Annotated in this window: 27 protein-coding genes; 4 read left to right on the top strand and 23 right to left on the bottom strand. The window is 68.3% G+C overall.

Annotated elements, in window-relative coordinates; genetic code table 11:
* From HYV14_09000 to HYV14_08985, 4 genes are all read right to left on the bottom strand, one after another.
* Nucleotides 1-269 (bottom strand): hypothetical protein (locus tag HYV14_09000; protein MBI2386136.1); only part of this gene is annotated, 269 nt, incomplete at its 3' end.
* A 68-nt stretch (nt 270-337) separates the two neighbouring features.
* Nucleotides 338-1,189, bottom strand: a complete 852-nt coding sequence (locus HYV14_08995; protein ID MBI2386135.1) for a hypothetical protein — start codon at nt 1,187-1,189, stop codon at nt 338-340.
* Between the two features lie 27 nt (nt 1,190-1,216).
* Nucleotides 1,217-1,744 (bottom strand): hypothetical protein, encoded by a 528-nt coding sequence (locus HYV14_08990; protein ID MBI2386134.1) that lies wholly within the window; start codon nt 1,742-1,744, stop codon nt 1,217-1,219.
* Nucleotides 1,745-1,766: 22 nt separating this feature from the next.
* Complete coding sequence (locus HYV14_08985) at nt 1,767-1,982, bottom strand: DUF2917 domain-containing protein (GenBank protein ID MBI2386133.1); 216 nt, start codon at nt 1,980-1,982, stop codon at nt 1,767-1,769.
* 151 nt (nt 1,983-2,133) lie between these two features.
* Here HYV14_08985 and HYV14_08980 point away from each other — a divergent pair, with 151 nt between their 5' ends.
* Together HYV14_08980 and HYV14_08975 are read left to right on the top strand one after the other, a co-directional pair.
* Complete coding sequence (locus tag HYV14_08980) at nt 2,134-3,558, top strand: PLP-dependent aminotransferase family protein (protein ID MBI2386132.1); 1,425 nt, start codon at nt 2,134-2,136, stop codon at nt 3,556-3,558.
* Nucleotides 3,555-4,466 (top strand): EamA family transporter, encoded by a 912-nt coding sequence (locus HYV14_08975; protein MBI2386131.1) that lies wholly within the window; start codon nt 3,555-3,557, stop codon nt 4,464-4,466. Before HYV14_08980 ends, HYV14_08975 begins: the two co-directional genes overlap by 4 nt.
* A gap of 31 nt (nt 4,467-4,497) precedes the next feature.
* On the opposite strand, the gene HYV14_08970 is transcribed toward HYV14_08975, so the two are convergent.
* From HYV14_08970 to trpB, 11 genes are read right to left on the bottom strand one after another with little or no spacing between them, the layout of a single operon-like run.
* Nucleotides 4,498-5,064: an aminodeoxychorismate/anthranilate synthase component II gene (locus HYV14_08970; protein ID MBI2386130.1), complete on the bottom strand. Its 567-nt coding sequence runs from the start codon at nt 5,062-5,064 to the stop codon at nt 4,498-4,500.
* Nucleotides 5,061-6,434, bottom strand: coding sequence for an anthranilate synthase component I family protein (locus tag HYV14_08965; GenBank protein MBI2386129.1), 1,374 nt, complete (start codon nt 6,432-6,434; stop codon nt 5,061-5,063). The genes HYV14_08970 and HYV14_08965 overlap by 4 nt, the downstream gene beginning before the upstream one ends.
* 21 nt (nt 6,435-6,455) lie before the next feature.
* Nucleotides 6,456-6,887 carry a type II 3-dehydroquinate dehydratase gene (gene aroQ, locus HYV14_08960; GenBank protein MBI2386128.1) on the bottom strand — a complete coding sequence of 144 codons (432 nt, stop codon included), beginning with the start codon at nt 6,885-6,887 and terminating at the stop codon, nt 6,456-6,458.
* Nucleotides 6,884-7,936, bottom strand: a complete 1,053-nt coding sequence (locus tag HYV14_08955; GenBank protein ID MBI2386127.1) for a 3-dehydroquinate synthase — start codon at nt 7,934-7,936, stop codon at nt 6,884-6,886. The genes aroQ and HYV14_08955 overlap by 4 nt, the downstream gene beginning before the upstream one ends.
* Nucleotides 7,933-8,436: a shikimate kinase gene (locus HYV14_08950; GenBank protein MBI2386126.1), complete on the bottom strand. Its 504-nt coding sequence runs from the start codon at nt 8,434-8,436 to the stop codon at nt 7,933-7,935. Before HYV14_08950 ends, HYV14_08955 begins: the two co-directional genes overlap by 4 nt.
* Nucleotides 8,433-9,578: a chorismate synthase gene (gene aroC / locus HYV14_08945; GenBank protein ID MBI2386125.1), complete on the bottom strand. Its 1,146-nt coding sequence runs from the start codon at nt 9,576-9,578 to the stop codon at nt 8,433-8,435. The genes HYV14_08950 and aroC overlap by 4 nt, the downstream gene beginning before the upstream one ends.
* Nucleotides 9,578-10,390, bottom strand: coding sequence for a shikimate dehydrogenase (locus HYV14_08940; protein ID MBI2386124.1), 813 nt, complete (start codon nt 10,388-10,390; stop codon nt 9,578-9,580). The genes aroC and HYV14_08940 overlap by 1 nt, the downstream gene beginning before the upstream one ends.
* Nucleotides 10,387-11,673 carry a 3-phosphoshikimate 1-carboxyvinyltransferase gene (gene aroA, locus HYV14_08935; protein ID MBI2386123.1) on the bottom strand — a complete coding sequence of 429 codons (1,287 nt, stop codon included), beginning with the start codon at nt 11,671-11,673 and terminating at the stop codon, nt 10,387-10,389. Before aroA ends, HYV14_08940 begins: the two co-directional genes overlap by 4 nt.
* Nucleotides 11,670-12,710: a 3-deoxy-7-phosphoheptulonate synthase gene (gene aroF / locus HYV14_08930; GenBank protein MBI2386122.1), complete on the bottom strand. Its 1,041-nt coding sequence runs from the start codon at nt 12,708-12,710 to the stop codon at nt 11,670-11,672. Before aroF ends, aroA begins: the two co-directional genes overlap by 4 nt.
* The gene (locus tag HYV14_08925) at nt 12,711-13,490 is read right to left on the bottom strand and encodes a tryptophan synthase subunit alpha (GenBank protein ID MBI2386121.1); all 780 of its coding nucleotides are present in this window, start codon (nt 13,488-13,490) and stop codon (nt 12,711-12,713) included.
* Complete coding sequence (gene trpB, locus HYV14_08920; protein MBI2386120.1) at nt 13,487-14,695, bottom strand: tryptophan synthase subunit beta; 1,209 nt, start codon at nt 14,693-14,695, stop codon at nt 13,487-13,489. The genes HYV14_08925 and trpB overlap by 4 nt, the downstream gene beginning before the upstream one ends.
* 111 nt (nt 14,696-14,806) lie before the next feature.
* Between trpB and HYV14_08915 the strand changes: the two genes are divergently transcribed.
* Nucleotides 14,807-15,433, top strand: a complete 627-nt coding sequence (locus HYV14_08915; GenBank protein MBI2386119.1) for a hypothetical protein — start codon at nt 14,807-14,809, stop codon at nt 15,431-15,433.
* Nucleotides 15,434-15,596: 163 nt separating this feature from the next.
* Here the strand turns inward: HYV14_08915 and HYV14_08910 are convergent, their stop codons facing one another.
* Nucleotides 15,597-15,800, bottom strand: coding sequence for a cold-shock protein (locus HYV14_08910; protein ID MBI2386118.1), 204 nt, complete (start codon nt 15,798-15,800; stop codon nt 15,597-15,599).
* Nucleotides 15,801-16,106: 306 nt separating this feature from the next.
* On the opposite strand from HYV14_08910, the gene HYV14_08905 reads away from it, so the two are divergent.
* A complete protein-coding gene (locus HYV14_08905) occupies nt 16,107-18,107 on the top strand; it encodes a TonB-dependent receptor (GenBank protein ID MBI2386117.1) in 2,001 nt (666 codons plus the stop codon).
* Nucleotides 18,108-18,122: 15 nt separating this feature from the next.
* Here HYV14_08905 and HYV14_08900 read toward each other — a convergent pair whose 3' ends face one another.
* From HYV14_08900 to HYV14_08870, 7 genes are all read right to left on the bottom strand, one after another.
* Complete coding sequence (locus HYV14_08900; GenBank protein MBI2386116.1) at nt 18,123-18,713, bottom strand: phosphoribosylanthranilate isomerase; 591 nt, start codon at nt 18,711-18,713, stop codon at nt 18,123-18,125.
* Nucleotides 18,703-19,503, bottom strand: a complete 801-nt coding sequence (locus tag HYV14_08895; protein ID MBI2386115.1) for an indole-3-glycerol-phosphate synthase — start codon at nt 19,501-19,503, stop codon at nt 18,703-18,705. Before HYV14_08895 ends, HYV14_08900 begins: the two co-directional genes overlap by 11 nt.
* Nucleotides 19,496-20,515 carry an anthranilate phosphoribosyltransferase gene (gene trpD / locus HYV14_08890; GenBank protein MBI2386114.1) on the bottom strand — a complete coding sequence of 340 codons (1,020 nt, stop codon included), beginning with the start codon at nt 20,513-20,515 and terminating at the stop codon, nt 19,496-19,498. Before trpD ends, HYV14_08895 begins: the two co-directional genes overlap by 8 nt.
* 55 nt (nt 20,516-20,570) lie before the next feature.
* Nucleotides 20,571-21,236 carry a HAMP domain-containing histidine kinase gene (locus HYV14_08885; GenBank protein ID MBI2386113.1) on the bottom strand — a complete coding sequence of 222 codons (666 nt, stop codon included), beginning with the start codon at nt 21,234-21,236 and terminating at the stop codon, nt 20,571-20,573.
* Nucleotides 21,237-21,285: 49 nt separating this feature from the next.
* Complete coding sequence (gene fumC / locus HYV14_08880) at nt 21,286-22,689, bottom strand: class II fumarate hydratase (protein ID MBI2386112.1); 1,404 nt, start codon at nt 22,687-22,689, stop codon at nt 21,286-21,288.
* Between the two features lie 12 nt (nt 22,690-22,701).
* Nucleotides 22,702-23,481 carry a hypothetical protein gene (locus HYV14_08875; GenBank protein MBI2386111.1) on the bottom strand — a complete coding sequence of 260 codons (780 nt, stop codon included), beginning with the start codon at nt 23,479-23,481 and terminating at the stop codon, nt 22,702-22,704.
* A gap of 137 nt (nt 23,482-23,618) precedes the next feature.
* Nucleotides 23,619-24,689, bottom strand: coding sequence for a bifunctional methionine sulfoxide reductase B/A protein (locus tag HYV14_08870; protein ID MBI2386110.1), 1,071 nt, complete (start codon nt 24,687-24,689; stop codon nt 23,619-23,621).
* Nucleotides 24,690-24,751 lie beyond the last annotated feature (62 nt).

Here is a 24,751-nt window from a genome sequence, read left to right as displayed (position 1 = left end):
GTCGCGGCGGCGGGACGGACGGCGGCGAGGGCGGCCGGAACGGGCACGACGGAGACCGGAGCGGCGAGCGGCGCGAGCGAGACGGCGAGCGCGGGCGGCGCGGGCGAGACCGTCGCGGCCGGCAGGCTCGGGGCCGCCGCGGACAGCCCGCCGGCGGCGGGCAGGCTCGCCTGCAAGGTCACCCGCGCGCCGCGGAGCTGAGCCGCGGCGAACGGAGGAGTCATCAGCGCGAGGCACAGGACGGGCAGGAAGGAGAGGCGTTTCGCCATTCCCTTATTATGGATGAATACAGCGCCGCCGTCAGCGGTCCTTCGGCCCCTCCGCCGGGCCGATGGGCCTAAAAGGGCAGGAGACGGCGCACGCGTCCCTCGATCAGGAACAGCGCGGTGTCCTCGCCCTTCGCGTGGGTGGCGGCGAGGTTGGCCTCGTCGACGGCGCGGTGCAGGGCGTTCATGTACTGGCGCATGACGCTCGAGGACGCGCGCACGAGCTCGAGGCGCTCGCCGAACGGGCCGCCTTGGCGCGCGGCCATCGCGTCCCAGAAGCCGCGGACGCGATCGAGCAGCGGCTCCATGCCCTTGCTCCGGCCGGGAAAGGTCCAGAACTTCCCGGGCTGGCGCGTCTTGTAGCGCCCCGGCGAGGTCGCGCGCAGGAGCCTGACCTTCGCCAGGCGCTCGAGGGCCTCGGCGGCCGCCTTCGGGGAGCAGCCCAGGCGCTCCGCGATCTCCTTGGGGCTCCAGGAGCCGTCGTCGTTGAGCAGGAGCTCGGAGGTCCAATACGAGGTCTCGTCATGCGCGACGGCCGTGAACTGATCGATGTTCATGTGCATCAAGTGCTCGCGCTTGAGGCGGTCGAAGCCGCCCTCGGCGAGCGTCGGCGAGACCGACGGCACGGACTTGCTGACCGAGCCGACGATGAGCTCGTACGCCTCGGGCGAGCCGAGCACGTCGAGGAGGTAGGCGCGGAACAGGGCGCGCGCGCCGTCCGCGGCGGGGGCCAGGCGCAGGGCCTTGAGGATCGCGCCGAAGGCCGCGGCGCGCGGCGCCTTGGCGCCCTTCTCGAGGCGCAGGTAGTGGACGTAGGTGAAGCCGAAGTGCCGGCGGCCGCCGTTGCGGTGATAGAAGCGGTAGGCCGACGGGAAGCCGGCGTCGCGCCGCAGCGACAGCAGGGCTTCGGAGAAAGCGCTCATGCGTTAAATCATACCACTCTGATTATTCTAGAGGACGCGCGGCGCGCCGCCGTCGTCCCAGGCGATCGGCGTCAGGCCGAGGGCCCGCGCCGAGGCGGCCATGCGCTCGAGGTGGGGGCCGAGCAGCTCGGGTATGAGCAGGACCGCGTCGGCGCCGCCCGCGCGGGCGCGCTCGAGCTGCCAGGAATCGACGACGTAGTCCATCATCGCGAGCAGGGCCTCGGGGACCGCCGCGCGCACCGCATCGAGATGGGCGTAGTCGCCGGCGTGGAAGTTGCGCTCGGTCCAGACGCCGAGCCCGGTCGCGCCCCGGCCCACGGCCGACACGGCGCGCCGCGCGGCGTATTCGGCGGTGACCTCGCCGCCCGACACGAGCAGGCCGATGCCCGGCTCGGCGAAGCGCAGGTCCATCACGATCCCGGACAGGGCGGGCCGGAAATCCCGGGGCGTCCGGGCGTATCCGGGGAGCGTCCTCAAGGCCTCGACGGGCTGCTGGGCCTTGAGCTTCTCGACGCGCCGCGCGGCATGCGCGGCTCTCCCGGCCAACTCGCTCATCGGCCCATCATAGCAAACGGGGCTATTCGGCCTCGAAGCAGAACTCCATGTCCTCGACGGCCTGCACGACGAGGCCCGCCGCCGCGGGGAACGAGAACTTGTGGGCCTTGTCCAGGACGAAGTCCCGGGAGTCCCCCTCGATCGTCGCCCAACCCTTACCGGACACGCCGCGCACGGTCAGCTTCCCGGAGACGGCTGGAGTCCACATCTGGCCTTTCGTCAAAGTTAAATTGGTCATGCTCACAGTGTAGCGCCTCCGGACGCTGAAGCACAGATTCAGGTTTACTTAATTGTGACCATAACAGTTTTATTTATGGTAGACTGTGCTTATCGCCGATGCGCGGGCCTGTGCCGGGACGCGCCGCACGAGCCGGTTTACAATCATCAGAATGCCCGCCGCCCCCACCCTCTACCAATCCCTCGCCGGCGAGATCGCCGGCCTCATCGACGCCGGGACCTTGCGTCCCGGCGACCGGATTCCGTCCGTGCGCGAGTTGTCGCGCTCCAAGTCGGCGAGCGTGTCCTCGGTGCTGTCCGCCTACCGCGTGCTCGAGGACCGCGGCCTGGTCGAGTCGCGCCCCCAGTCGGGCTACTACGTCCGCACCGCCGCCCTCGGTCCGGCCGAGCCGGTCCGCAGCGAGCCGTCGCCCGCCGCCGCGTCCGTCGCGATCGGCGAGCTCACCTTGCGCTACATGCACGACACGCACGACCCCAGGCTGATCCAGATCGGGGCCGCGCTCCCGCACCCCGACCTCCTGCCGACGGCCAAGCTCGCGCGCAGCATCGCCCGGCTGGGGCGCCTGCGGCGCTTCCAGAGCAACTCCTACGATCTCCCCGCCGGTTGCTCCGTGCTGCGCGAGCAGGTGGCCAAGCGCATGTTCAAGGCCGGCGTCGCCGTCGGCCCCGAGGACCTCATCGCGACCACCGGCGCCCAGGAGGCGCTGAACCTGGCCCTTCACGCGGTGTGCGCCCCCGGCGACATCGTGGCCGTCGAGTCTCCCGCCTTCTTCGGCACGCTCCAGGCCCTCGAGATGCACGGCCTCAAGATCGTGGAGATCGCCAGCGAGGCGCGCGACGGGATGTGCCTCGACGCCCTCAAGCGCGCGTTCGGGCGCCACAAGATTAAGGCCGTGATCTCAACGCCGACCTTCTCGAACCCCCTCGGCGCCCTGATGCCCGAGGCGAACAAGAAGGCGCTCGTCGAGCTGCTCGCCGCCCGCAAGATCCCCCTCATCGAGGACGACGTGTACGGCGACCTGCCGCACGACGGCCTCGACCGCCCCAAGGCGGCGAAGGCCTACGACCGCGACGGCGGCGTGATCTACTGCTCCTCGGTCTCGAAGACGATGGCCCCCGGCTACCGCGTCGGCTGGATCATCCCGGGACGCTGGCGCGCGAAGGTCGAGCGCTTCAAGATGGTGTCCAACGTCTCGACGGCCTGCCTCCCGCAGCTCGCGGTCGCCGACATCCTCGCCAACGGCGGCTACGACCGGCACCTGCGCCGCATCCGCGCCGCCTACGCCCGCACCACCGCCTTGATGCGGCGCGCCGTCGCCTCGAGCTTTCCGGAGGGCACGCGCCTGTCGAACCCGCGCGGCGGCTTCGTCCTGTGGGCGGAGCTTCCCGGCAAGGCCGACACGCTCGCGCTGTACGACCGCGCCCGCCGCGCCGGCGTGGTGATGGCGCCGGGTCCTCTGTTCTCCGCGACCGGGCGCTTCCGCGACGCGATGCGGCTGAACTGCTCGCACTGGAACCCCCAGATCGAGCGCGCGGTCGCCCTGCTCGGACGCCTGGCCGCCGACTCGGCGAGATGATCCCCGCCCTCTACGGCCTCGTCTGCCTGATCTGGGGCTCGACCTGGCTCGCGATCAAGATCGGCCTCGAGGGCGTGCCGCCGTTCCTCGGCGCCGGCCTGCGCTTCTCGCTCGCGGCGGCGATCCTGTGGGGGCTGGTGTTCTTCGCCGGCCTCTCCCCCCGCCTGACGCCGCGCGGACGGCGCGCGGCCCTGACGGCCGGCGCGCTCGGCTTCGGCATCTGCTACTCCCTCGTGTACTGGGCCGAGACGCGGGTCGCCAGCGGCCTCGTCGCCGTCCTGTGCGCGGTGGCGCCGCTGATCACGGCGCTGCTCACCGCCTTCGTCTCGCGCACCGAGACCTTGACCCGCCGCAAGGCCGCGGGCATCGTCGCCGGCATCGCCGGCGTGATCGTCCTGTTCTGGCCGCAGGGCGGCGTCGCCTCGGCCGACGGCCTGGGGCTGCTGGCCGCGTTCGTCTCGAGCGTGGGCGCCGCGGGGAACCTCGTCGCCCAAAGCCTCTGGTCGAAGAAGGACGACGCGCGCGTGCTCAACGCCTGGTCCATGACGCTCGGCGCGGCCCTCATCCTGGGCCTGAGCCTCCTCTTCGAGCGCGGCGCGGCCGTGACCTGGACGCCGGCGAACGTCGGGGCGATCCTCTACCTCGCGATCCTCGGCACCGTCGTCGCCTTCCTCTCGTACTACAAGCTGATCCACGCCCTGCCGGCGACGCAGGTGAGCATGATCACGCTGATATTCCCGGTCGTGGCGATCCTGCTGGGCTGGGTCGTGCTGGGAGAACGCCTCAACGCCAACGCCGGCCTCGGCATCGCCCTGATCATGGGCGGCGTCGGGTTAGCGCTCGTGAAGCGCAGACACTTCGGTGTCAGGCCTGACAATTCGGCCAATTCCGCCCCCGCGGCGGGATAAGAAACTGTCGAATTGTCAGGCCTGACACTCCCTACCTCGCGGAAGCGAGGAAGTTCGAGAGCATCTTCAGGCCCAGAGGAGTAGCCACCGACTCCGGGTGGAATTGGACTCCCTCCACGGGACGGTCCAAAAGGCGTAAACCCATCAACGAGCCGTCTTCTCCGCGCGCCGTGACGACCATGTTCTTCGGCAGAGGTTCCGCGGCCACAAGACTGTGATAGCGCGCCACGGTGAGGCGTTTAGGCAATCCTCGGAAAAGGCCTTGGCCGTCGTGAGTGATCACGCACGTTTTTCCGTGCATAAGCCGTTTGGCGCGGATGACGAGCCCGCCGTTCGCGAGGGCTATCGCTTGATGGCCTAGGCAAACCCCCAGAACAGGGATCGTCGCTGGGACCTTCTTGACGAGCTCCAGAAGTATTCCGGCGTCCTCGGGCCGCCCCGGGCCGGGAGAGAGTATGATTCCCTTCGGCTTCAATGCCAGGAATTTTTTGATCGACAACGAATCGTTCCTCACCACCTTGCAGTCGTGCTTCAAGAGCCTCACGGCCTGGTAGAGGTTGTAGGTGAACGAATCGTAATTATCGAGCAAGAGGATCATTTCCCCAATCCTCCCAACGCCCTGCGCAAGCCCGCGAGCTTGTCCATCACCTCGTTCCACTCCGCCGCCGGGCTCGAATCCGCGACGATGCCCGCGCCCGCCTGTAGGCGGACTCGATCGCCCTCGAGCTCGAGGGATCGTATCGCCAGGCACGAGTCCAGGTTCCCCGCGAAGTCGGCCTGCACCACCGCCCCCGCGTAGTAGCCCCGCGGCGCGCGCTCGAGCCCCGCGATGATCTCCATCGCCCGCACCTTCGGCGCGCCGCTGACCGTCCCGGCGGGGAAGGAGGCGACGAGCGCGTCCCAGGCGGTCTTGCCCTCGTCGAGGCGCCCCTCGACCTCGCTGACCAGGTGCATGACGTTGGAGAAGCGGCGCGTGACCATGAACTTCTCGACCTTCACCGAGCCGGGGGCGCAGACGCGGCCCAGGTCGTTGCGCGCGAGGTCCACGAGCATCAGGTGCTCGGCGCATTCCTTCCCGCTGGCCCGCATCTCGGCCTCCAGGCGCCTGTCCTGGGCCCGCGAGCGGCCGCGCGGGCGGGTGCCGGCGATCGGGCAGTTTCGAGCGACGCCGCCGACCACGCGCACCAGGCGCTCGGGCGAGGCGCCGATCCAGGCGCGGCCGCCGTCGAGCAGGAGGAAGCCGTAGGGCGTCACGTTGGCCGCGCGCACCGCGCGGTAGACGGCGAACGGGCCGCCGCCGGCGCGGGCGCGGAAGCCGTCCGACACGACGGCCTGGAACACGTCCCCGGCGAGGATGTGGTCCTTGATCCTCGCCACGCTCTTGAGGTAGCGCGCGCGGCCGCGCTCGGCCTCGACGGGCAGGAGGCGCCTCGACGGCGGCGGGACGGGGACGGGGCCCGCTCCGCGCAGGACCTTCCGCAGCTCCGCCGCGAGGGCCTTGGCCCGGCGCCGCCCGCCCGCCCCGGCGGCGAGCGCGGTCAGGCTCGCCCGGCCGTCCTCGACGACCACCGCGGCGTTGAACAGCATCATGAAGCCCTCGGCGGCCTCGGCGTTCATCTTCACCGGCTCCAGGTGGCGGATCATCTCGTAGTCGAGCAGACCGACCGCGCCGGCGTCGAACGGGCGGCCGCCGCGGCCGCGGAGCTTCGCGAGCCGCTTGCCGATGACCTCGAACGGCTCGCCGGGGATCTTCTTCCTCCGCCGCGCGGTGACCGAATACACGCGCCCCTTGATCACGCGCAAAGTCTCGAAGGGCTGCACGCCGATCCACGCCCTCCGCCGCCCGTCCTCGACCTTCTCGATCAGATAGCCGCGCCCGTCCGCCCCGGCGAGGCGCTCGAGGCATGACGCGGGGTCGAGCCCCTTGAGGCCGAGGCTTATCCTGACGACGGAGAGAGGCTTAGCCATTCGACTGTTTCCGGAAACAGCTCATTTCTTCTTGAGCAGCATGTCGATCGCCGTGAAATAGGACGCGCTGCCCTTGCCGTACAGCTGGCCCACGCAGGCCGGCTCGATCACCGAGACGCGGCGGAAGGGCTCGCGCTTCTTGATGTTCGACAGGTGCACCTCGATCGTCGGCACGAGGATCGCGGCGACCGCGTCGCGCAGGGCGTAGCTGTAATGGCTGTACGCGCCGGGGTTGAACACGATCCCCGCCGCCCACTTGCGATGCGCGTGGAGGATGTCGATCAGCTCGCCCTCGTGGTTGGATTGGCGGGCGCGCAGCGCCGCGCCCTTCTTCCGGGCGTAGACGGACAGCTTCGCGTTGAGCTGGGACAAGGTCATCGTGCCGTAGGTCTCGGGCTCGCGCTCGCCCAGGAGGTTCAGGTTGGGGCCGTTCAGGACGAGGATGTTCTTCACAGTATCCCCCGCACGGCGCGCAGAATCTCCTTGTCCGACACGAAGGCCGTCACCGGCCGCCCCGGCGCCCGCAGGAGCACGAAGCGGGCGCGGCCGCCGCGGGCCTTCTTGTCGCGGCGGGCCAGCTCCAGCAGGCGGCGCGGCTCGACGCGGCGCGGCAGAGGCACCGGCAAGGTCGCCAGGAAACGCTCCGCCTCGGCGGCGAACGAGGCCTTGAGGCCCGAGCAGCGGTGGGACAGGCGCAGGGCGGCGCGCATGCCCCAGATGACGGCCTCCCCGTGGCGCAGGGCGCCCAGGCCCGACGCCGACTCGAGCGCGTGGCCGAGGGTGTGGCCGAAATTGAGGAGCTCCCGCGGGCCCTCGGTCTCGCGCTCGTCGCTGTCGACGATCCGGCGCTTCCACGCGGCGCAGCGCTCCACGACCTTGCCGGTCAGGACGGGATCGCCGGCCATCAGCGCGTCCCAGTTCCCCGTGATCAGGGCCCAGATCGCCGGCTCGAACACCAGCCCGTACTTGAGCGCCTCCCCGAAGCCGGAGACCCGCTCGCGGGGCGGAAGGCTCGCGAGGACCTCGGGATCGCACACCACGGCGCGGGGGCGATGGAAGCAGCCGGCGAGGTTCTTGCCGCCGGCGAGGTTGATCCCGGTCTTGCCGCCGAGCCCGCTGTCGAGCTGGCCGAGCAAGGTCGTCGGCACGCTGACCCACGGGATCCCCCGCTGATAGATCGCGGCCGCGAAGCCGGCCGCGTCGGTGACGGAGCCGCCGCCGAGCGCGACGATCGCGGAGTCCCGCCCCAGGCCGGCGGAGAGCATCGAGGTCAGCAGGTCCGAGACGGAGTCCCAGCTCTTGGCCGCTTCCCCCGAAGGGAGAAGGTGGCGATGGACCTTGAGCCCGGCGCGCTTGAGCGACCTCTCGACGCCGGGGCCGAAGCGGCGCCACGCCCCCGCCTCGGAGACCAGCGCGACGCGGCCCGACGGGGCCAGGCCGCGCGTCCAGGCGCGCGCGCTCAGGCGCGCGCCGGGCTCGACGAACAGCTTCTCGACGCTCATGGGATCCTCCGGGCGATGATCATGGCCGCGTCCTTGGGCGAGTTGACGGTGGTCGAGACCTTGCAGTGCGAGCCTTCGTAGGCGCCGCGGCGCTCGGCGAGGAGCCGGCCCACGCGCGCGCTCAGCGAGCCGCCGGCCAGGAGCGGCCGGGACGCCCGCGACGGGCCGAGGCGGCGCACCAGCTCCGCGCGGGAGCAGGACAAGGTCACGAGGTAGCCTTTCATCACGAGCGCCCGGTGGCGCGGGTCGAGCAAGGTCCCGCCGCCGAGGGCCACGACGACGCCCCGCCGCCTCGCGGCCCGGAGCAAGGCCCTGCGCTCGAGCCTGCGGAAGGCGGTCTCCCCGCGACGCGCGAACAGCGAGGCGACGCTCGAGCCCGCCTCGCGCTCGATGGACAGGTCCAGGTCGATGAACGGCCGGCGCAGGAGCCGGGCGAGCTCCTTGCCGACGGCGGACTTGCCCGTGCCCATGAACCCGGTGAGATAGATCGTCGGCCTCATCCGCGCCACGCCTTGAGCCTCGGGAGGATCTCCGCCATCGAATCGCCGCCGAACTTCGCCAGCACCGCGTCGGCGAGGACCAGGCAGACCAAAGACTCGCCGATCACGGCCGCGGCGGGCACCGCGCAGGCGTCGGAGCGCTCGACGTGGGCCTTCGCGGGCTTCATCGTGCGCAGGTCGACGGAGTCGAGCGGCTTCATCAAGGTGGCGATCGGCTTCATCGCCGCGCGCAGGACCAAGGTCTGCCCCGTCGTCATGCCTCCGTCGAGGCCGCCGGAACGGTTCGAACGGTAGGCGACCTTCCTGCCTTTCGGCTCGTAGGCGTCGTGGGCCCGCGAGCCCGGCACGCCGGCGCCGCGGAAGCCGTAGCCGACCTCGACGCCCTTGATGGCGTTGAGCGACATCAACGCCTGCGACAAAGGACCCTCGAGGCGACGATCCCATTGGGCGTAGCTGCCGAGGCCGATGGGGAGTCCTTCGGCGAGCACCTCGAAAACGCCGCCGAGGGTGTCGCCGGCGGCTTTGGCTTCGTCGATGCGAGTGATCATCCGTTTGGAGAACGCCGTGTCGGCGCAGCGCACGGGGTTCGCGTCGGTCAGCTCATTGAGCTCGGATACGGGGCACGGCAACGGCGAGTCGTCGGTCTCGCCGCCGATCGCGATGACGCGACTGGCCACGACGACCCCGCATTCGGCAAGAAAACGCCGCGCGGTGGCGCCAAGGGCGACACGCATCGCCGTTTCGCGCGCCGACGCGCGTTCCAGGACGTTGCGCATGTCGTCGAACCCATACTTGAGCTTCCCGACGAGATCCGCATGACCCGGCCGCGGTATCTCGACGCGCCGCGCAGCGGCCGCGTCGGTCGGTTCGGCGCCCATGATGGATTCCCAGTTCTTGAAATCAAGATTGGGTATGAGCAGCCCCAGGGGAGATCCGAGCGTCTTGCCCGCGCGAATGCCCGAAAGGATCTCGACTTTATCTCCCTCTATTTTCTGTCTGTTCCCACGCCCGTGGCCCTTCTTCCGCCGCATCAGATCGGCCTGGATGTCGCCCGCGGCAAGCGTCAGCCCGGCGGGGAGCCCTTCGAGTATGCCCACCAAGGCTTTACCGTGGGATTCTCCGGCGGTGAGGTAACGCAAGATCATGCAATCTCCTTGATAAGCCGTTCGGCCAATAGGGCCCTTTTCCGAGGGCCGAGGGGACGATCCCAGAATTCGTACGCGCGAAGCGCCTGAAACACGAGCATCGCCGTGCCGTCCGATGTCCGCGCCCCGAGCCGCTCGGCATGCCGTTGGAAAGCCGTCTTCTTCCCATACACCATATCCACCGCCGCGCCCGGGGCCCGCAGCGACTTCGGCGCAGGCGAGATATCAGGATTCCCGTTCTGGCCCAAGGGCGTGGCGTTGATCCAGACGTCGGCGTTCCTCGGCGCCCCCGCGGAGAAGCTCGTCTTCGGGAAGTAGGGCGCCAGGTCGCGTACACATGTCTTTGCCGTTGAGGACGTTCGGTTCGTGAAACGAACCGTTTTGGCCCCGCCTTTGGCCGCGGCATACCCCGCTGCCCTGGCGGCGCCTCCGGCGCCAAAGACGAGGACATGTACGCCGGACATCACGACGCCCGCGAATTTCAATGCGTCCATTAAACCGTCGGCGTCGGTGTTGTGCCCGGTGATTCGATTATTCGCCTCAAAACGCAGCACGTTGACGGCGCCGATCGCTTTCGCGCTCGGCGTCAAACGGTCGGCGAGCCGCGCGGCCTCGATTTTAAACGGAATCGTCACGCTGGCGCCTCTCCAGCCTGCTTTTCGCGACCGCTGCGCGGTCGCGGTGAAATCGGCGGGCTGAACATCAACGGCTTTGTACGACAGATGTTTGTTGAGCAACCTGCCGAGGCGCGAGAACAAGCGCGGGGAGCGCGTATGACCGATAGGATGTCCGAAGATCCCTAATTTCACGCGCATCGCCTCGCGTTAAAGTCGTCATAAAACGTCGGATAGCTTATCTCCGCGCACGCCGCGTCCAACACGCCGCTTTCTCCCTTGGCGAGGAATCCCGCGATATATCCCGTCATCGCGAGCCGGTGGTCCCCCAGCGAATCCACCTGGGCCGGTTTGAGCGTTTTCGTTCCCGATATCACCAAATCGTCGTTTTCCACCCGCGCCGAGGCCCCGAAGCTCGTTAATAGAGCCGCGATGCCCTTCAACCGGTCGCTTTCCTTGTGCCGGAGTTCCCCAAGCCCCCGGAACCGGCTCTCCCCGCTCGCCAGCGCCGCGGCCAAAGCGAGTATCGGCACCTCGTCGATCAGCCCCGGCACTTCGTCGGCGGCGATATCCGTCGCGTTGAGATCGCACGACGATACGATGAGATCCTCCATCGCCTCGCCGCCTTCCCCGCGCGCCGGCTCCCGGTGGATGTCGGCGCCCATGCGCGCGAGCACCGACAGATATCCCGTGCGCGTGGGATTCGCCCCCGCCCCGCGCACCGCCAGCTCGCTGCCCGGCGCCAGCGTGGCGGCCACCACCCAGAACGCGGCCGAGGACGGGTCGCCGGGGATGAGGACCTTGGCGGCCGTGAGCCGCGAGCCGCCCTCGACGGAGACCGCGAGCCCGCGCGCGGCCACCGGGACGCCGAAGGCCTCGAGCATGCGCTCGGTGTGGTCGCGGGTGGCGGAGGGCTCGACGACGGTCGTCCTGCCTTTCGCGTGGAGACCCGCCAGCAGGACCGCCGATTTGACCTGGGCGCTGGCCATCGGGAGGACATACTCGATGCCCTTCAGCGAGCCGCCCGAGACGGTGAGCGGGGCCGTGCCGGACTCGCTCAGGCCCACCGCGGCGCCCATCGCCCGCAGGGGCTCGGCCACGCGCTTCATCGGGCGTCTCGTCAGAGACTCGTCGCCGACGAAGCGGGAGGAGAAGCCGTGCCCCGCGGCGACGCCCGCGAGCAGGCGCATGGTCGTGCCGGAGTTGCCCGCGTCGAGGTCTCCGGCCGGCGTCTTGAGGCCGCCCAGGCCGCGGCCGCGCACGCGCAGCGACGGCGCCGCCCCCGAGATCTCGACGCCGAGGGCCTCCAGACAGGAGCGCGTCGAGGCCACGTCGGCCCCCGACGACAGCCCCTCGATCGCGGTCTCGCCCTCGGCCAAGGCGCCGAGGATCAGCGCGCGATGCGAGACCGACTTGTCGCCCGGCACGCGGACCTCTCCCTCGAGGCGGCCGCCGCCGGCGACGGACCGGTCCTTCACCCGCGGCCCTTGAGGGCGGGCGTCGCCATGCCGCGGCCGAGCGCGCCCGCGATCGCGGCGAGGTCGCCCATCAAGGTCGCGAAATCGTCGGGATGCAGGGCCTGGGGCCCGTCGCACAGCGCCTGGTCGGGGCGGTCGTGCACCTCGATCATCACGCCGTGCGCGCCGGCGGCGACGGCCGCCCGCGCCATCGGGGCCACGCGCGCGCGCACGCCGGTCGCGTGACTCGGGTCGACGATGATCGGCAGGTGGCTCAGCTCCTTGACCGCGGGGACCACGTTCAGGTCGAGCGTGTTGCGCGCGTGGTCGGAGAAGGCGCGGATGCCCCGCTCGCATAGAAAAATATTCTTGTTGCCCTCGCTGAGCAAATACTCCGCCGACATCAGCCACTCGTCGAGCGTGGCCGACAGGCCGCGCTTGAGCATGACCGGCTTCTTCAGCTGGCCGAGCTCCTTGAGCAAAGCGAAGTTCTGCATGTTGCGCGCGCCGACCTGGAGCACGTCGGCGAACTCGGCCACGTCGGCCAAGGTCCTCTGGTCGAGGATCTCGGTCACGATCGGCAGGCCGGTCTCTTTTTTAGCGAGAGCCAGGAGCTGGAGGCCTTTCTTGCCCAGGCCCTGGAAAGCGTACGGAGAGGTCCTCGGCTTGAACGCCCCGCCGCGCAGCATCTGAGCGCCGGCCGCCTTCACGCGCCGCGCGATGCGCAGCATCTGCTCCTCGGTCTCCACCGCGCACGGGCCCGCGATGACGACGAGCCCCGGTCCGCCGATGCCGTACGGCCCCACGGGGACGACGGTGTCCTCGTGCTTGAAATCGCGGCCGGCGAGCTTGTACGACTTCGACACGCGCACCGCCTCGCGCACGCCGGGCAAGGTCTCGAACAGGCTCGCATCGAGGGCACCGGAGTTGCCGGTGATGCCGACCGCGACGTTTAATTTTCCGGGGATCACATGCGGCTTCAGCTTCAGCGCCCGCACCTTGGCGAGGACGTCATTGAGCTGTTTCTTGGTATGGTCCGTCTGCATCAGGATCAGCATCTATATCTCCAAAGCTTTCACTAGTTTTTTGGCCAAACGCGAAACGCCGCCGGCGCCGGAGGCGCCGGCAAGCACCAAAGCGCTTCCCACTACCACGCCATCGGCATAAGGCGCCAGCGCGCGCGCCTGAGAAGGTTCCGCCACGCCGAAGCCGACCATCAGCGGTTTTCCAGTCATTTTTTTGACGTGCGAAATCCGTTGCGCCAATCCGGGCGCCAGACCTTTCCGTACTCCGGTCACCCCTTCGCGGCTCACGTAATAAACGGCCGAGCCGGAGGCTCGGCCGATCCTCGAAAGCCTTTCATCCGTGGTGGTCGGCGAAGCGAGGGCCACCAGTTCGACGCCGTACCTCTCGAGTTCTCGATCCGTCGCCGTCGATTCCTCGACCGGCAGGTCCACGATCAGGACCGCGGAGACTCCGCAGTCGCCGCACAGCTTCGCGAATTTTTTCGTTCCCATCCGCAGGATCGGGTTCAAATAAGTGAACAGCACGACCGGGATCGCCGCCCCGCCTTTTCTGAGCTCCTTCACGAACCGGAGCGCCTTCGTCAGCGTCATCCCCTTGGCGAGCGCTCTCTGCCCGGCGGCCTGGATCGCCGGCCCGTCGGCCACCGGATCCGAGAACGGCACTCCCACCTCTAAAATGTCCGCTCCCGCCGCGATCAGCGCGCGCGCCGCGCGCAAGCTCGCCTCGTACGAGGGGTCGCCCGCGACGAGGAAGGGCACGAAGCCCGCGCGCCCGAAGGCGCGCCGTCCGTGAAGCGCTCGCGCGAGGCTCACGGGCATAAAGTCCCCAGGTCCTTGTCTCCGCGTCCGGACAGATTGACCATGATCACGCCGTTCTTCTTGAATCGCCGTTTCGCTTTGATCAAGTACGCGATCGCGTGAGAGCTCTCCAGGGCGGGTAATATGCCCTCGAGGCGGCAGAGCTCGTGCGCCGCGGCGAGGGCGTCCTTGTCCGACGCGTGGACGTACCTGGCCCGTCCGATGCGCCTGAGCTCCGCGTGCTCGGGGCCGACGGCGGGATAGTCGAGCCCGGCGGATATGCTGTGCGTCGGCAGGACCTGACCGTTCTTATCCTGGAGCAGATAAGTCCGCGTCCCGTGCAGCACTCCCGGGAAGCCCCCCGCGAAGCGCGCCGCGTGGCGCCCCGGCGCCATCCCGGTCCCGCCCGCCTCGACGCCCGTCAGCGCCACCGCCTTGTCCTTCAGGAAGGCGGTGAATATGCCGATCGCGTTCGAGCCGCCGCCGACGCAGGCGATGATCTCGCGCGGCAGGCGCTTCTCCTCCTTGAGGACCTGCGCGCGGGCCTCGACGCCGATCACCGTCTGGAAGTCGCGCACCATGGTCGGATACGGGTGCGGCCCGAGGGCCGAGCCGAGGACGTAGAAGGTCTCGCGGCTGTCGGAGGACCAGGCGCGCAGGGCCTCGCTCGTGGCGTCCTTGAGCGTGCGCGAGCCGGAGTCGACGGCCACGACCGTCGCGCCCATCATGCGCATGCGCGCGACGTTCGGCGCCTGGCGGGCCATGTCGTCGGTGCCCATGTACACCACGCAGGGCAGCCCCGCCCGCGCGGCCGCCGCGGCGGCGGCGACGCCGTGCTGGCCCGCGCCCGTCTCGGCGATCACGCGCTTCTTGCCCATGCGCCTGGCGAGCAGGACCTGGCCGACGGTGTTGTTGATCTTGTGCGCCCCGGTGTGGGTCAGGTCCTCACGCTTGAGCCAGACGCGCAGGCCCAGCTCCGCGCTCAGGCGCCCGGCGAAGGTCAGCGGCGTGGGCCGGCCGACGAAGGTCGCCAACTCGTGCTTGAGCTCGGCCTTGAACTTCGGGTCGCGCCGGGCGGAGGCATAGGCGGCCTCGAGCTCGCGGAGCGGCTCGATGAGCGTCTCCGGGACGAAGCAGCCGCCGAACGGGCCGAACCAGCCGGGCCGGTTCACCGAAAGCGAACCGTTCGCCTCCGGCGAACCGCTCGAGGGGTTTTTCATGGCTCTGAAGGATAGCAGACCCCCCGGGGCTTGTCCATGTAGGCGCCGTTGCGCCGAGGACTGTTTCCGGAAACAGCTGGGCGGCGGCGAAATGCTAGATTCGTTCCCGTCATGGAAACGGCCATCCCGGCGACGCTCGCGTTCGCTCGCTCCAAGGAGTTCCAGGGCGTGCTCCAGATCTTCGTCTGGCTGTGCAGCATCAACGCCGGGTTCTGGATCCTGGCCCGGGTCATGAGCGCGTTCGTGGACGTGTTCTCCGAGCTGTTCTGGGAGGACCTGTGGGGCGCCTTCGCCACCGTCTACAACATCGCTTTGGCCGTGTTCTTCTCGGCCATCATCTTCGTCTCCGCGACGAAGGGCGCGCCGCCGAAGGACTTCCTGTGGCGCGAGATGTGCGGCTTCGTGCTCCTTTATATGGCGCTCGGGGCCTCCTACATGGACGCCGCCACCCACCAGATCAACGAATACGCCCGGCCCGGGTACGCGTTAGGCCTGATCGCCTACATCCTCTTCGCCGCCTTCCCCAAGATCGTGGCCCATCCCGAGCTGTACGCCTTGATCACTTTGATGAAAGCGGTGGCCGACAGCTGGGTGGGCACCGCGTTCACGGTGTTCGTGGTGGGCGGCATCGTCTGGGGCATCGCCCGGAAGGGCCTGCGCGAGATGTTCTACCACCTGAGCCCCTTCCTGTGGTTCATCGGAGCCCTCAAGCACCCCCCCATCCGTATCCGCCGATAGTGGTGCCAGGCCTCCCATTATCCCATTACTCCAATTGGGAATTCTGTATTGGAGTAATGGGATAATGGGAGGCCTGGCACCACTGACAGAAGCCTGACCCCAAATAAAACCCCCCCGCCGCAAGCGGCGAGGGGGTCTTTTTCAGGCGGTGTTCGTCAGCTGATTAGAGCTTGCGAACGTTGCCGGCGCGGGGGCCCTTCTCGGACTGCTCCACGTCGAACTCGACGGCCTGATTCTCGGCCAAAGTCTTGAAGCCATCGCCCATGATGGACGAGTGGTGAACGAACAGGTCCTTAGACCCGTCGTCCGGCGTGATGAAACCGAAGCCCTTCTGATCGTTGAACCACTTCACTTTTCCGGTAGCCATTGTCTTGTATGTCCTCTTTCTTGCGTCTTGCTCACGTACATCTTATGTGGCACGGGAAACGTTTTCCCTTGTCGTCATTGTACCACGCCCCGGACGGCGGCTGCGGTATTATTATTGTGAACTTGGCGTCTATTTCGAGGGGGGGTCGAAACGGCCCCGTCGTGGAGATGAGGTTCCCGCGCCCGCAAGAATTCGATTGAGACTCCAACTCTTTCATATTATAATTCTTATAATATCGTGGAACCTGCCTCCTCCCGCCGGCATGGCGCAATACCAGCGCGCCGACTCATTCCCATCGGCGTTCCGTTGGCGTGCGCCCTGCTTTGCGCCGGTCCGGCCCGGGCCGCCGCGGACGACGACCCGTTCGAATTCTACCGCCTGGAGGCCATGCAAACCACGGTTTCACGCATCGACGAGAAGGTCGACGAGACGCCCGGCAGCGTCTATGTCTTCACGCGCCGAACCATCCACGCGCGGGGCTATCGCAGCCTGGGGGAGCTGCTCCAGGCCGTCCCCGGCTTCACGGTCTTCCACCGCGACCTCGACTTCGTCGCCGGCGTCCGCGGCCTGAACGCGAACGACAACGAGAAGATCAGCCTTCTCGTCAACGGCCAGAACGTCAACGGCGTCGCCGAGCCCTCCTTCCTCAACGGCCCGATCAACCTGGACAACGTCGAGCGCGTCGAGGTGGTCGTCGGCCCCTCCTCCCTGTTCCAGCCGGCCAACACCTTGGCGGCGACGGTCAACGTGATCACGCGGGACACGCGCGGGGCCGCGGCCGTCGTCTCCGCCGGCAACGCCCTTCCCTACTCGGCCACGGTGATGGCCGGAAAACTTTGGCCTAAAGACCGCTCCCTCAGCCTCTCGCTGACGACGGAACGCAAGCGCGGCTTCGACGCGTGGGGCTCGACCTTCCGGCCCAATCTGGTCGGCAGGGACATCACCGGCCAGCTCGACTCGCCGAGCTGGTTCGGCGTGCTCCAGGGCCGAGCCGGCCAATGGTCCGGGCAGGCGCTCGCCTACCGGATGAGCCGGCCGGAGCTGCTCATCAACAACGCCCACCCGAGAAACGACGGGCGCTATGTCGACGAGATCTACGCCGCGTCGTTGAAGAACGAGCATCCCTGGACCGCGAACCTGACGGGGATATTCCGCGCCGAAGCCGCCGTCAAGGAGCAGACCCGCCTGAACTCAGGCGGCCCGCCGCTCGCGGCGGTCGAGTTCGTCAACAAACAGCGGACCTACGCGGGCGAGTTGGGACTGCGCCACACGGGCTTCACCGGCCAGACCATCTCGGCCGGCGTGCAGGGCTCCTACGACGACAACTACGACACCTACTTCACGTATAACGACCCGGCCGGAGGCGAGGTCTTCGGCCGGACGGCCACGGTCAGCCGCGACACGCGCGCCGTGGGCTTCTACGCCGACGACACGATCCGGGTCCACGACAAGCTGAAGCTGGTCGCGGGCGCGCGCGTCGATCATAACACGCGTCTGGCCGGACGCTGGTTTCTCGGCGCTCGCGCCGCCGCCGTCGCCACGCCCGCGGACTTCTGGGTCGCCAAGCTGATCTACAACCGCGCCGTGCGCATCCCGTCGGCCGTTTCAGCGCTCAACGAGGCGTGGGGCCGGGACCATCTCGCCACCTCCCCCAGCTGGGCCCGAATCTCCCCGCAGGCGCGCGAGCCGGAGATCCTCTCCACGTACGAGCTGCAGAACGTCGTCTACATCGACTCGGCCCGCTTCCAGGCGAGCCTCTATCATCAGGAGCTCAGCGATTTCATCACCTGGTTCAGCCCGCACAGCAACGTCGGGAACTTCCACGGCAACGGCGTGGAGCTGAGCCTCCAGGCGCCTCTGGACGACCTCGCCTTGATCTGGGCGAACGCCTCCTGGAACGACTCCAAGCTCGCGCTCTTCCGGCAGCCCCTGGCCGCGGGAGGCGGGGTCGAGGCCCATCACGCCTACACCAACCCGAACGGCCGCATCATCGGTTCGGCGGAGTACGTCGCGAACGTCGGCCTGGAGAAAAAGGTCCTGGGCCGCCTCAAGCTGGCGCCGTCGCTGCGCTACTTCACCAATCAAGCCGCCCTCGACCACTCCACGACGCGCTATCTCCTGATCCAGAACCGCGTCTACGTCGATTGCGGCCTGACGTGGGAGCGCCTGTGGGGGCGCGACGCCGACCTGCGCCTGTCCGGGCGCAACATCCTCGACGACCGGCGGCCCGTCGGCTCGCAGATGAACGGCGACACCTACCGGCCGCGCGGAGCCGAGGGCGTCCTGACCGTGGAAGTCCGCTACTGAGGCGAGAACGGATCCTTAGTCCGCGGCGAAGAACGCGCGCAGCAGGCGCGCGCTCTTGACTCCGGGCCGGCTCTCCACGCCGGAGCTGACGTCGAGGGCCCAGGGCTTGGCGGCGGCGGCGGCCGCGGCGGCGTTCTCCGGGGTGAGACCTCCCGCCAGGATCACGCGCGCACCGGTGGCGCGCCAGGAGCGGGCGGTCTTCCAGGCCTTGCGCTGGGCGCGGGCGGACGGTCCGCGGCCGGCGCGGCGGTCGGCGTCGGTGCGCGCGGGCTCGATGAGGACCATCTTCCCGCGCAGGGGGCGGGCGTCCAAGGTCACGGCCTGGATCACACGGACGCCGATGCCGCGGGGGGCGGTCCCGTAGATCTGGACGGCGTCCAGACGCAGCTCGCGGACGACCCGGCGGAGCTCTTCGGCGGCGACGTGACGGAAGACGCCGACGGCGAGGACGCCCTTGGGGATGGCGGCGCGCACGCGGCGGGCCTTCGAAGGAAGGAGGTAGCGCGGGGTGTTGGGGACGAAGATCATGCCGACGGCCCAGGCGCCGAGCTTGGCGGCGAGGCGGGCGTCCTGGGGGCGGGTGACGCCGCAGACTTTAATGCGCATGGAGGAACTCCGTCAACGCTGAGCCGGGGTCGGGGCGCTTCATGAAGGAGGTGCCGATGAGGAAGCCTTGGTAGCCCAACGGCGATAACGAATCGAGGTCGCTGCGCGAGCGCAGGCCGGACTCGGCGACGGCGGTTATTTCAGGAAGGCAGACCAACGGAGCTAGACGCCGGGCGACGGCCAGATCGACTTTCAACGTCCTGAGATCCCTGCTGTTCACGCCGATCAGAGCGCCGCCGGCGGCTAGCGCCGCCTCGGCTTCGGCTTCGTCATGGACTTCGATCAGAACGGATAAACCTAAAGATTTAGCGGCGCCGTGCATGGGACCGAGTCGAGGACCCAACAAAGCGGCGATGAGCAGAACGGCGTCCGCGCCGATGGAGCGGGCGACCTCGAACTGGTACTCGTCGATCATGAAGTCCTTCATCAACAACGGAGTGGTCGGGCAGCTGTCGCGGGCCCCGGCCAAAAAAGAATAGTCGCCGCCGAAAAAATACGGCTCGGTGAGCACGGATATCGCCGCGGCTCCGGCTGAAGCATACGCCGCCGCGATCCTCGCGGCTTCGACGGGGGAGGGGTTTTTTCGCAAGACCCCTTCGGAAGGAGAGACGAACTTCACCTCGGCGATGACCCGCGGGCCCGGCGTCGACAGCGCTTTTTTCAACGACAACGGAGGGTGATCGTACAGAGGCTGGGTCCGAAGCCACTCCACCGGACGCTCCGCCTTCTCGCGGGCGACGCGCTCTTTGGTGCGGTCGCCGATCTTCCCGAGAATGCCGAGGTCAGCCATTGACCGTGAGCCGGCGGAGGATGGCGAGCGAGGCGGCCGCCCGTCCCGAGTCGATGGAATCCGCGGCCATCGCCAATCCCTCCTTCCAATCGCGCGCGAGGCCCGCGACCATCAACGCCGCGGCGGCGTTGAGCAGGCACACGTCGCGGGCGGGGCCGGACTCGCCGAAGAGGATCGCGCGGGTGATCCACGCGTTCTTGTCGGCGTCGCCTCCGGCCAGGGCTTTCAGCGGGCGGCGCTTGAGGCCCACGGACTCGGGCGTGATCTCGGACGTCGAGACCTTTCCCCCCTTCAGCCGGGCGACGACGGTCGGCGCCGAGATCGACAGCTCGTCGAGGCCGTCGCGGGAGGACACGACCATCGCATCCTCGCTGCCGAGGGCCTTCAGGGCCTCGGCCAGCGGCTTGACCAGCGCGGGCGAGTACACGCCGAGCAGCTGGCGCTTGGCCCCCGCGGGGTTGGACAGGGGGCCGAGGAGGTTGAAGACGGTGCGCACGCCCAGCTGCTGGCGTACCGGGCGCATGCGCGCGAAGCCCGGGTGGTGGCTCGGGGCGAACAGGAAGCCGACGCCGGCCACGTCCACGCAGTCGGCGGCGAGCTTGGGCGCGACGTTCGTGCGCACGCCCAGGGCCTCGAGGACGTCGGCGGAGCCGGAGCGGCTCGACACCGCGCGATTGCCGTGCTTGGCGACGGCCGCGCCGGCGCCGGCGGCGATGAAGGCGACGGTCGTGGAGATGTTGAAGGTGCCGGAGCCGTCGCCGCCGGTGCCGCAGGTGTCGAGGAGAGGACGGCGCCTGGGCTTGACCTTGACCGCGCGCGCGCGGATCGCCTCGGCGAAGCCGACGAGCTCGGGGACCGTCTCCCCGCGCACGCGCAAGGCGGCGAGGAAGGCGCCGGCCTGCGCGTCGGTGACGCCTTCGCCGATCAGGGCGTTCATGGCCGCGCGCGCCTGGGCGCGGTCAAGCGCCCGGCCGGCCAGAACGATTTTGAGCGTCTCCGCGAATTTATTCACATTTTCCGCCAGCCGACCGTCGTCGACGACAGTCGGCGCCCCTACGGGGATGACTCTAAGCTTTGGGCAGCAGGAGCCGGAAGGTGGAGCCCTTGGGGCTCGTCTCGTACGCCACCGTCCCGCCGTTGCCCTCGAGGTACTTGCGCGCCAGCGCCAGGCCGAGCCCCATGCCCTTGGGCTTGGTGGTCATGAAGGCCTCGAACATGACGTCGGCGATCTTCGGGTCGACGCCCTTGCCCGAGTCGGTCACCGCGATCACGAGGCCGTCCTTGCCGGCCGAGGTCGCGACCTTGACCGTCCCCTTCTCGTCCTGGGCGGCGAAGGCGTTGTCGAGCAGGCGCTTGACGGCGTCGCCGATCGCCTTGCCGTCGAACTTGCCGCTGACGCCCTTGGCCCCGAGCTTGAGGTCGACCTTCCCTCCTTCCGGCGCCGTGTAGCTCTCCACCGCGTCGCCGACGACGGAGTCGAGCGGCACGGTCTCGGCGGCGGGCTCGTACGGGCGCGAGAAGGTGAGCATGTCGCCGATGAGCTTGTCGGCGCGCGCGATCTCGCTCTCGATGATCTTCAGGTGCTTCTCGACCTTCGGATCGAGCTTGGCCTGGCCCAGCTTCGCGCGGACGAAGTACGCGGAGTTGTTGATCACGGCCAGCGGGTTGCGCAGGTCGTGGCCGATGACGGACGCGGCCCGGCGCAGCAGCTCCTGCTCGCCCTTGGTCATCATAGTCGCCTCCTAAGGCGATCGACGCGACTATTTCCTCGCATATGCTCGGTCATAGGCCGGGCTTGGTCATCAGCTCGGGCTTGATCCAGTCGCCGAACTGCTGGTCGGTCACGAGCTTGAGCTTGAGCGCCGCCTCTTTGAGCGTGAGGCCCTCGGCGTGGGCGGTCTTGGCGATCTTGGCCGACGCGTCGTAGCCGATGTGGGTGTTGAGCGCGGTCACGAGCATCAGCGAGCGGCGCATCAGCTCGTCGATGCGCTTCTCGTCGGGCTCGATGCCGACGGCGCAGTGCTCGGTGAAGCCGCGGATGCCGGCCGCGAGGAGCTTCGCCGAGTGGAGGAAGTTGTGGATGATCAAAGGCTTGAACACGTTGAGCTCGAAGTTGCCCGAGGCGCCGCCGATGTTGATCGCCGCGTCGTTGCCGAGCACCTGCGCGGCGATCATCGTGACCGCCTCGCTCTGCGTCGGGTTGACCTTGCCGGGCATGATCGACGAGCCCGGCTCGTTCTCCGGGATGCGCAGCTCGCCCAGGCCCGCGCGCGGGCCGCTCGCCAGCCAGCGCACGTCGTTGGCGATCTTGTTCATCGAGCACGCCAGGGTCTTGAGGGCTCCGTGCGCGAAGACGAGCGCGTCGTGCCCCGCCAGCGCCTCGAACTTGTTGGGGGCGGGCTTGAAGGGGAGTTTGGTCAGCTTGGCGATGTGATCCGCGGCCTTTTTATCGAAGTCGGGGTGGGTGTTGAGGCCCGTGCCGACGGCGGTGCCGCCGATGGCGAGCTCGTACAAGCCCGGCAAGACGATCTCGATGCGCTGCAGGTCCGCGTCGAGCATCGCCGCCCAGCCGCCGATCTCCTGGCCGAGGGTCAGGGGCACCGCGTCCATCAGATGGGTGCGGCCGATCTTGACGATCTTGTCGAACTGCTTGGATTTCTTCTTGAGGACGTCGCGCAGGCCTTTGACGGCGGGCACGAGCTCGTGCACGAGCGTCTCGGCGGCGGCGATGTGCATCGCCGTCGGGAAGGTGTCGTTGGACGACTGGGACTTGTTGACGTCGTCGTTGGGGTGGATCGGCTTCTTGCTTCCCATGACGCCCTTGGCCATCTCGATGGCGCGGTTGGAGATGACCTCGTTGGCGTTCATGTTCGACTGCGTGCCCGAGCCGGTCTGCCAGACCACGAGCGGGAAGTGCGCGTCGAGCGTGCCGGCGATGACCTCGTCGGCGGCGGCCAGGATCAGCTTCTCCTTGTCCTTGGGCAGCAGGCCCAACTCGGCGTTGGCGGACGCGGCGGCTCTCTTCAGCACGCCCATCGCGCGGATCATCTCGCGGGTCAAGGTGTCGCGGCCGGCGCCGGCCTGGAAATGATGAAGGGAGCGCTCGGTCTGCGCTCCCCAGTAGCGGTCCTCGGCGACGGGGATCTCCCCCATCGTGTCCTTCTCGATCCTGGTTTTCGGGGTCATGCCCCGATGATACTAAAACTTGCCGCGCAAGGATTCGGCGGCGGAGTAGCCGATGTGGAGCTGGCCGCCCTTGTCTACGATGTTCCCGTTGCCGTCGGGGCCCAAGGTCTTCAGGGTGTCGATGCCCTTCATCTTCCCCGTCGTGAAATAGGACTTCCAGGCGTCGTAGACCTCGTAGCCCGCGTACACGACCGGGTTGCCGCCGATGTTGGCGTAGGCGCCGCCCATGCCGGCCACGCGCGCGCCCCATCCGTGAAGGCCGATGAAGGCGCCCGCGTAGCGGTAGTAGTTCTTGCCGTCCGCGAGCTTGTCCATGTCGGCGACCTTGGCGATGTATTCCGCCCGGCGGGCGCAGAACAGCTCGGCCAGGCTGCCGAAGGCCAAGGTCAGGTTGCCGTCGGTCGCGACGAGGGCCTCGTAGATGACGTCCACCTGGAGAATGGGGCCCGCCGTCCCGTCGATCTTGTCGCGGAGCTTCGCGGTCTGGGCGCGGTTCGGGTTGAAGCTCGCGTCGCCGGTGCGCAGGAAGAAGCCGACCGAGGCGAAGGTCTGGTCGTCCTTGGTCGTCACCTTGCCCCCTCGCAGGTATTGGTAGGCCTTCACGGCGAGTTCGGTGTCGGAGGCGAGCTTCGTGTCGTCGTCCGCCGCGCCGCCGAACCGGCGGGAGTCGTTGACCGTGGCCAGGTACGCCGCGATGTCCGAGGCCGGCCGGGGCCCTTTCGCGGTCTGCGCGAGGGCGGGAGCGGACGCCAGCAGGAAGGCCAGGCCGAGGGGCGCGAAAAGCGGGGCCATACCCGAAGTATAGCCCCGCTTTTTAGCCCGTCAAGGCTTATTTCCCGGCGGTTTTGGTGTCAGGCATTCCACTATTTTCACTTTTTCCAGATCGAACAAGCGGAAAAGTGAAAATAGTGGAATGCCTGACACCTTTATCAGTCGCCGAGGACGGATTCGGGCCGCAGGAAGTGGCAGGTGTAGCCGTCCGGCCGCTTCTGCAGGTAGTCCTGGTGGTCCTCTTCGGCCTTCCAGTACTGGTCGGCCTTGGTCACCTCGGTGACGATGGACGCGCCCCATTTCCCTTTCTTATTCAAGCGGTCGATGAAGACCTCGGCCGTCTTCCGTTGGGCGTCGGTGTGGTAGAAGATCGCGGAGCGGTAGGACGAGCCGCGGTCGTTGCCCTGGCGGTCCTTCGTCGTCGGGTCGTGCATGCGGAAGTACCAGCGCAGAAGCTGCTCGAAGGGGAGCTTGGCCGGGTCGTAGACGACGCGCACGGCCTCGGCGTGGCCCTCGTGGTTGCGGTAGGTCGCGTTCTTGACCTGACCGCCGGCGTAGCCGACGTCGGTGGACAGCACGCCGGGAATCTTGCGCAGGATGTGCTGCATGCCCCAGAAGCAGCCGCCCGCCAGCTCGACCGTCTCGGTCTTGGCGGGAGCGGCCTTGGCCTGCGCCTTGCGCGCGACCTCCACCTTGTTGAACAGGGGCAGGTAGCGGCCGTAGCCCTCGGCCTCGAGCTTGGCGACCGGGATGAAGCGCAGGGACGCCGAGTTGATGCAGAAGCGCAGGCCGCCCTTGTCCTTGGGGCCGTCGTCGAAGACGTGGCCCAGGTGGCTGTCGCCGTGCTTGGAGCGCACCTCGGTGCGGACCATGCCGAACTCCCGGTCCTTCCTCTCGACGACGTTCTCCGGCTCGATCGGCTTGGTGAAGCTGGGCCAGCCCGTGCCGGAGTCGAACTTGTCCGTGGAGGAGAACAAGGGCTCGCCGCTGGCGATGTCCACGTAGAGGCCGGCCTCGTGGTTGTTCCAGTAGGCGTTCTGGAAGGGCGGCTCGGTGGCCGCGTTGCACACCACGGCGAACTGCTCCGGGGTGAGCGTTTTCTTGAGCTCTTCCTTGGAAGGCTTCGAGTAGGTCATTTTCCTCTCCTTCTTATGGGGGGCCGGCGCGGCGTGAACGGTAGCCGACGAGAACAGCATCACGGCGACGAGGCTTGTCATCATTCGGTTCATCATATCACTCATGAGTGAAGGCCGGCCCGCCTGGATTACAGCCCGGGGCGAAATGATAGGAT

Source organism: Elusimicrobiota bacterium (assembly GCA_016182905.1).
Taxonomy (GTDB): Bacteria; Elusimicrobiota; Elusimicrobia; order UBA1565; family UBA9628; genus GWA2-66-18.
This window is presented reverse-complemented; position numbering and strand designations above follow the sequence as displayed.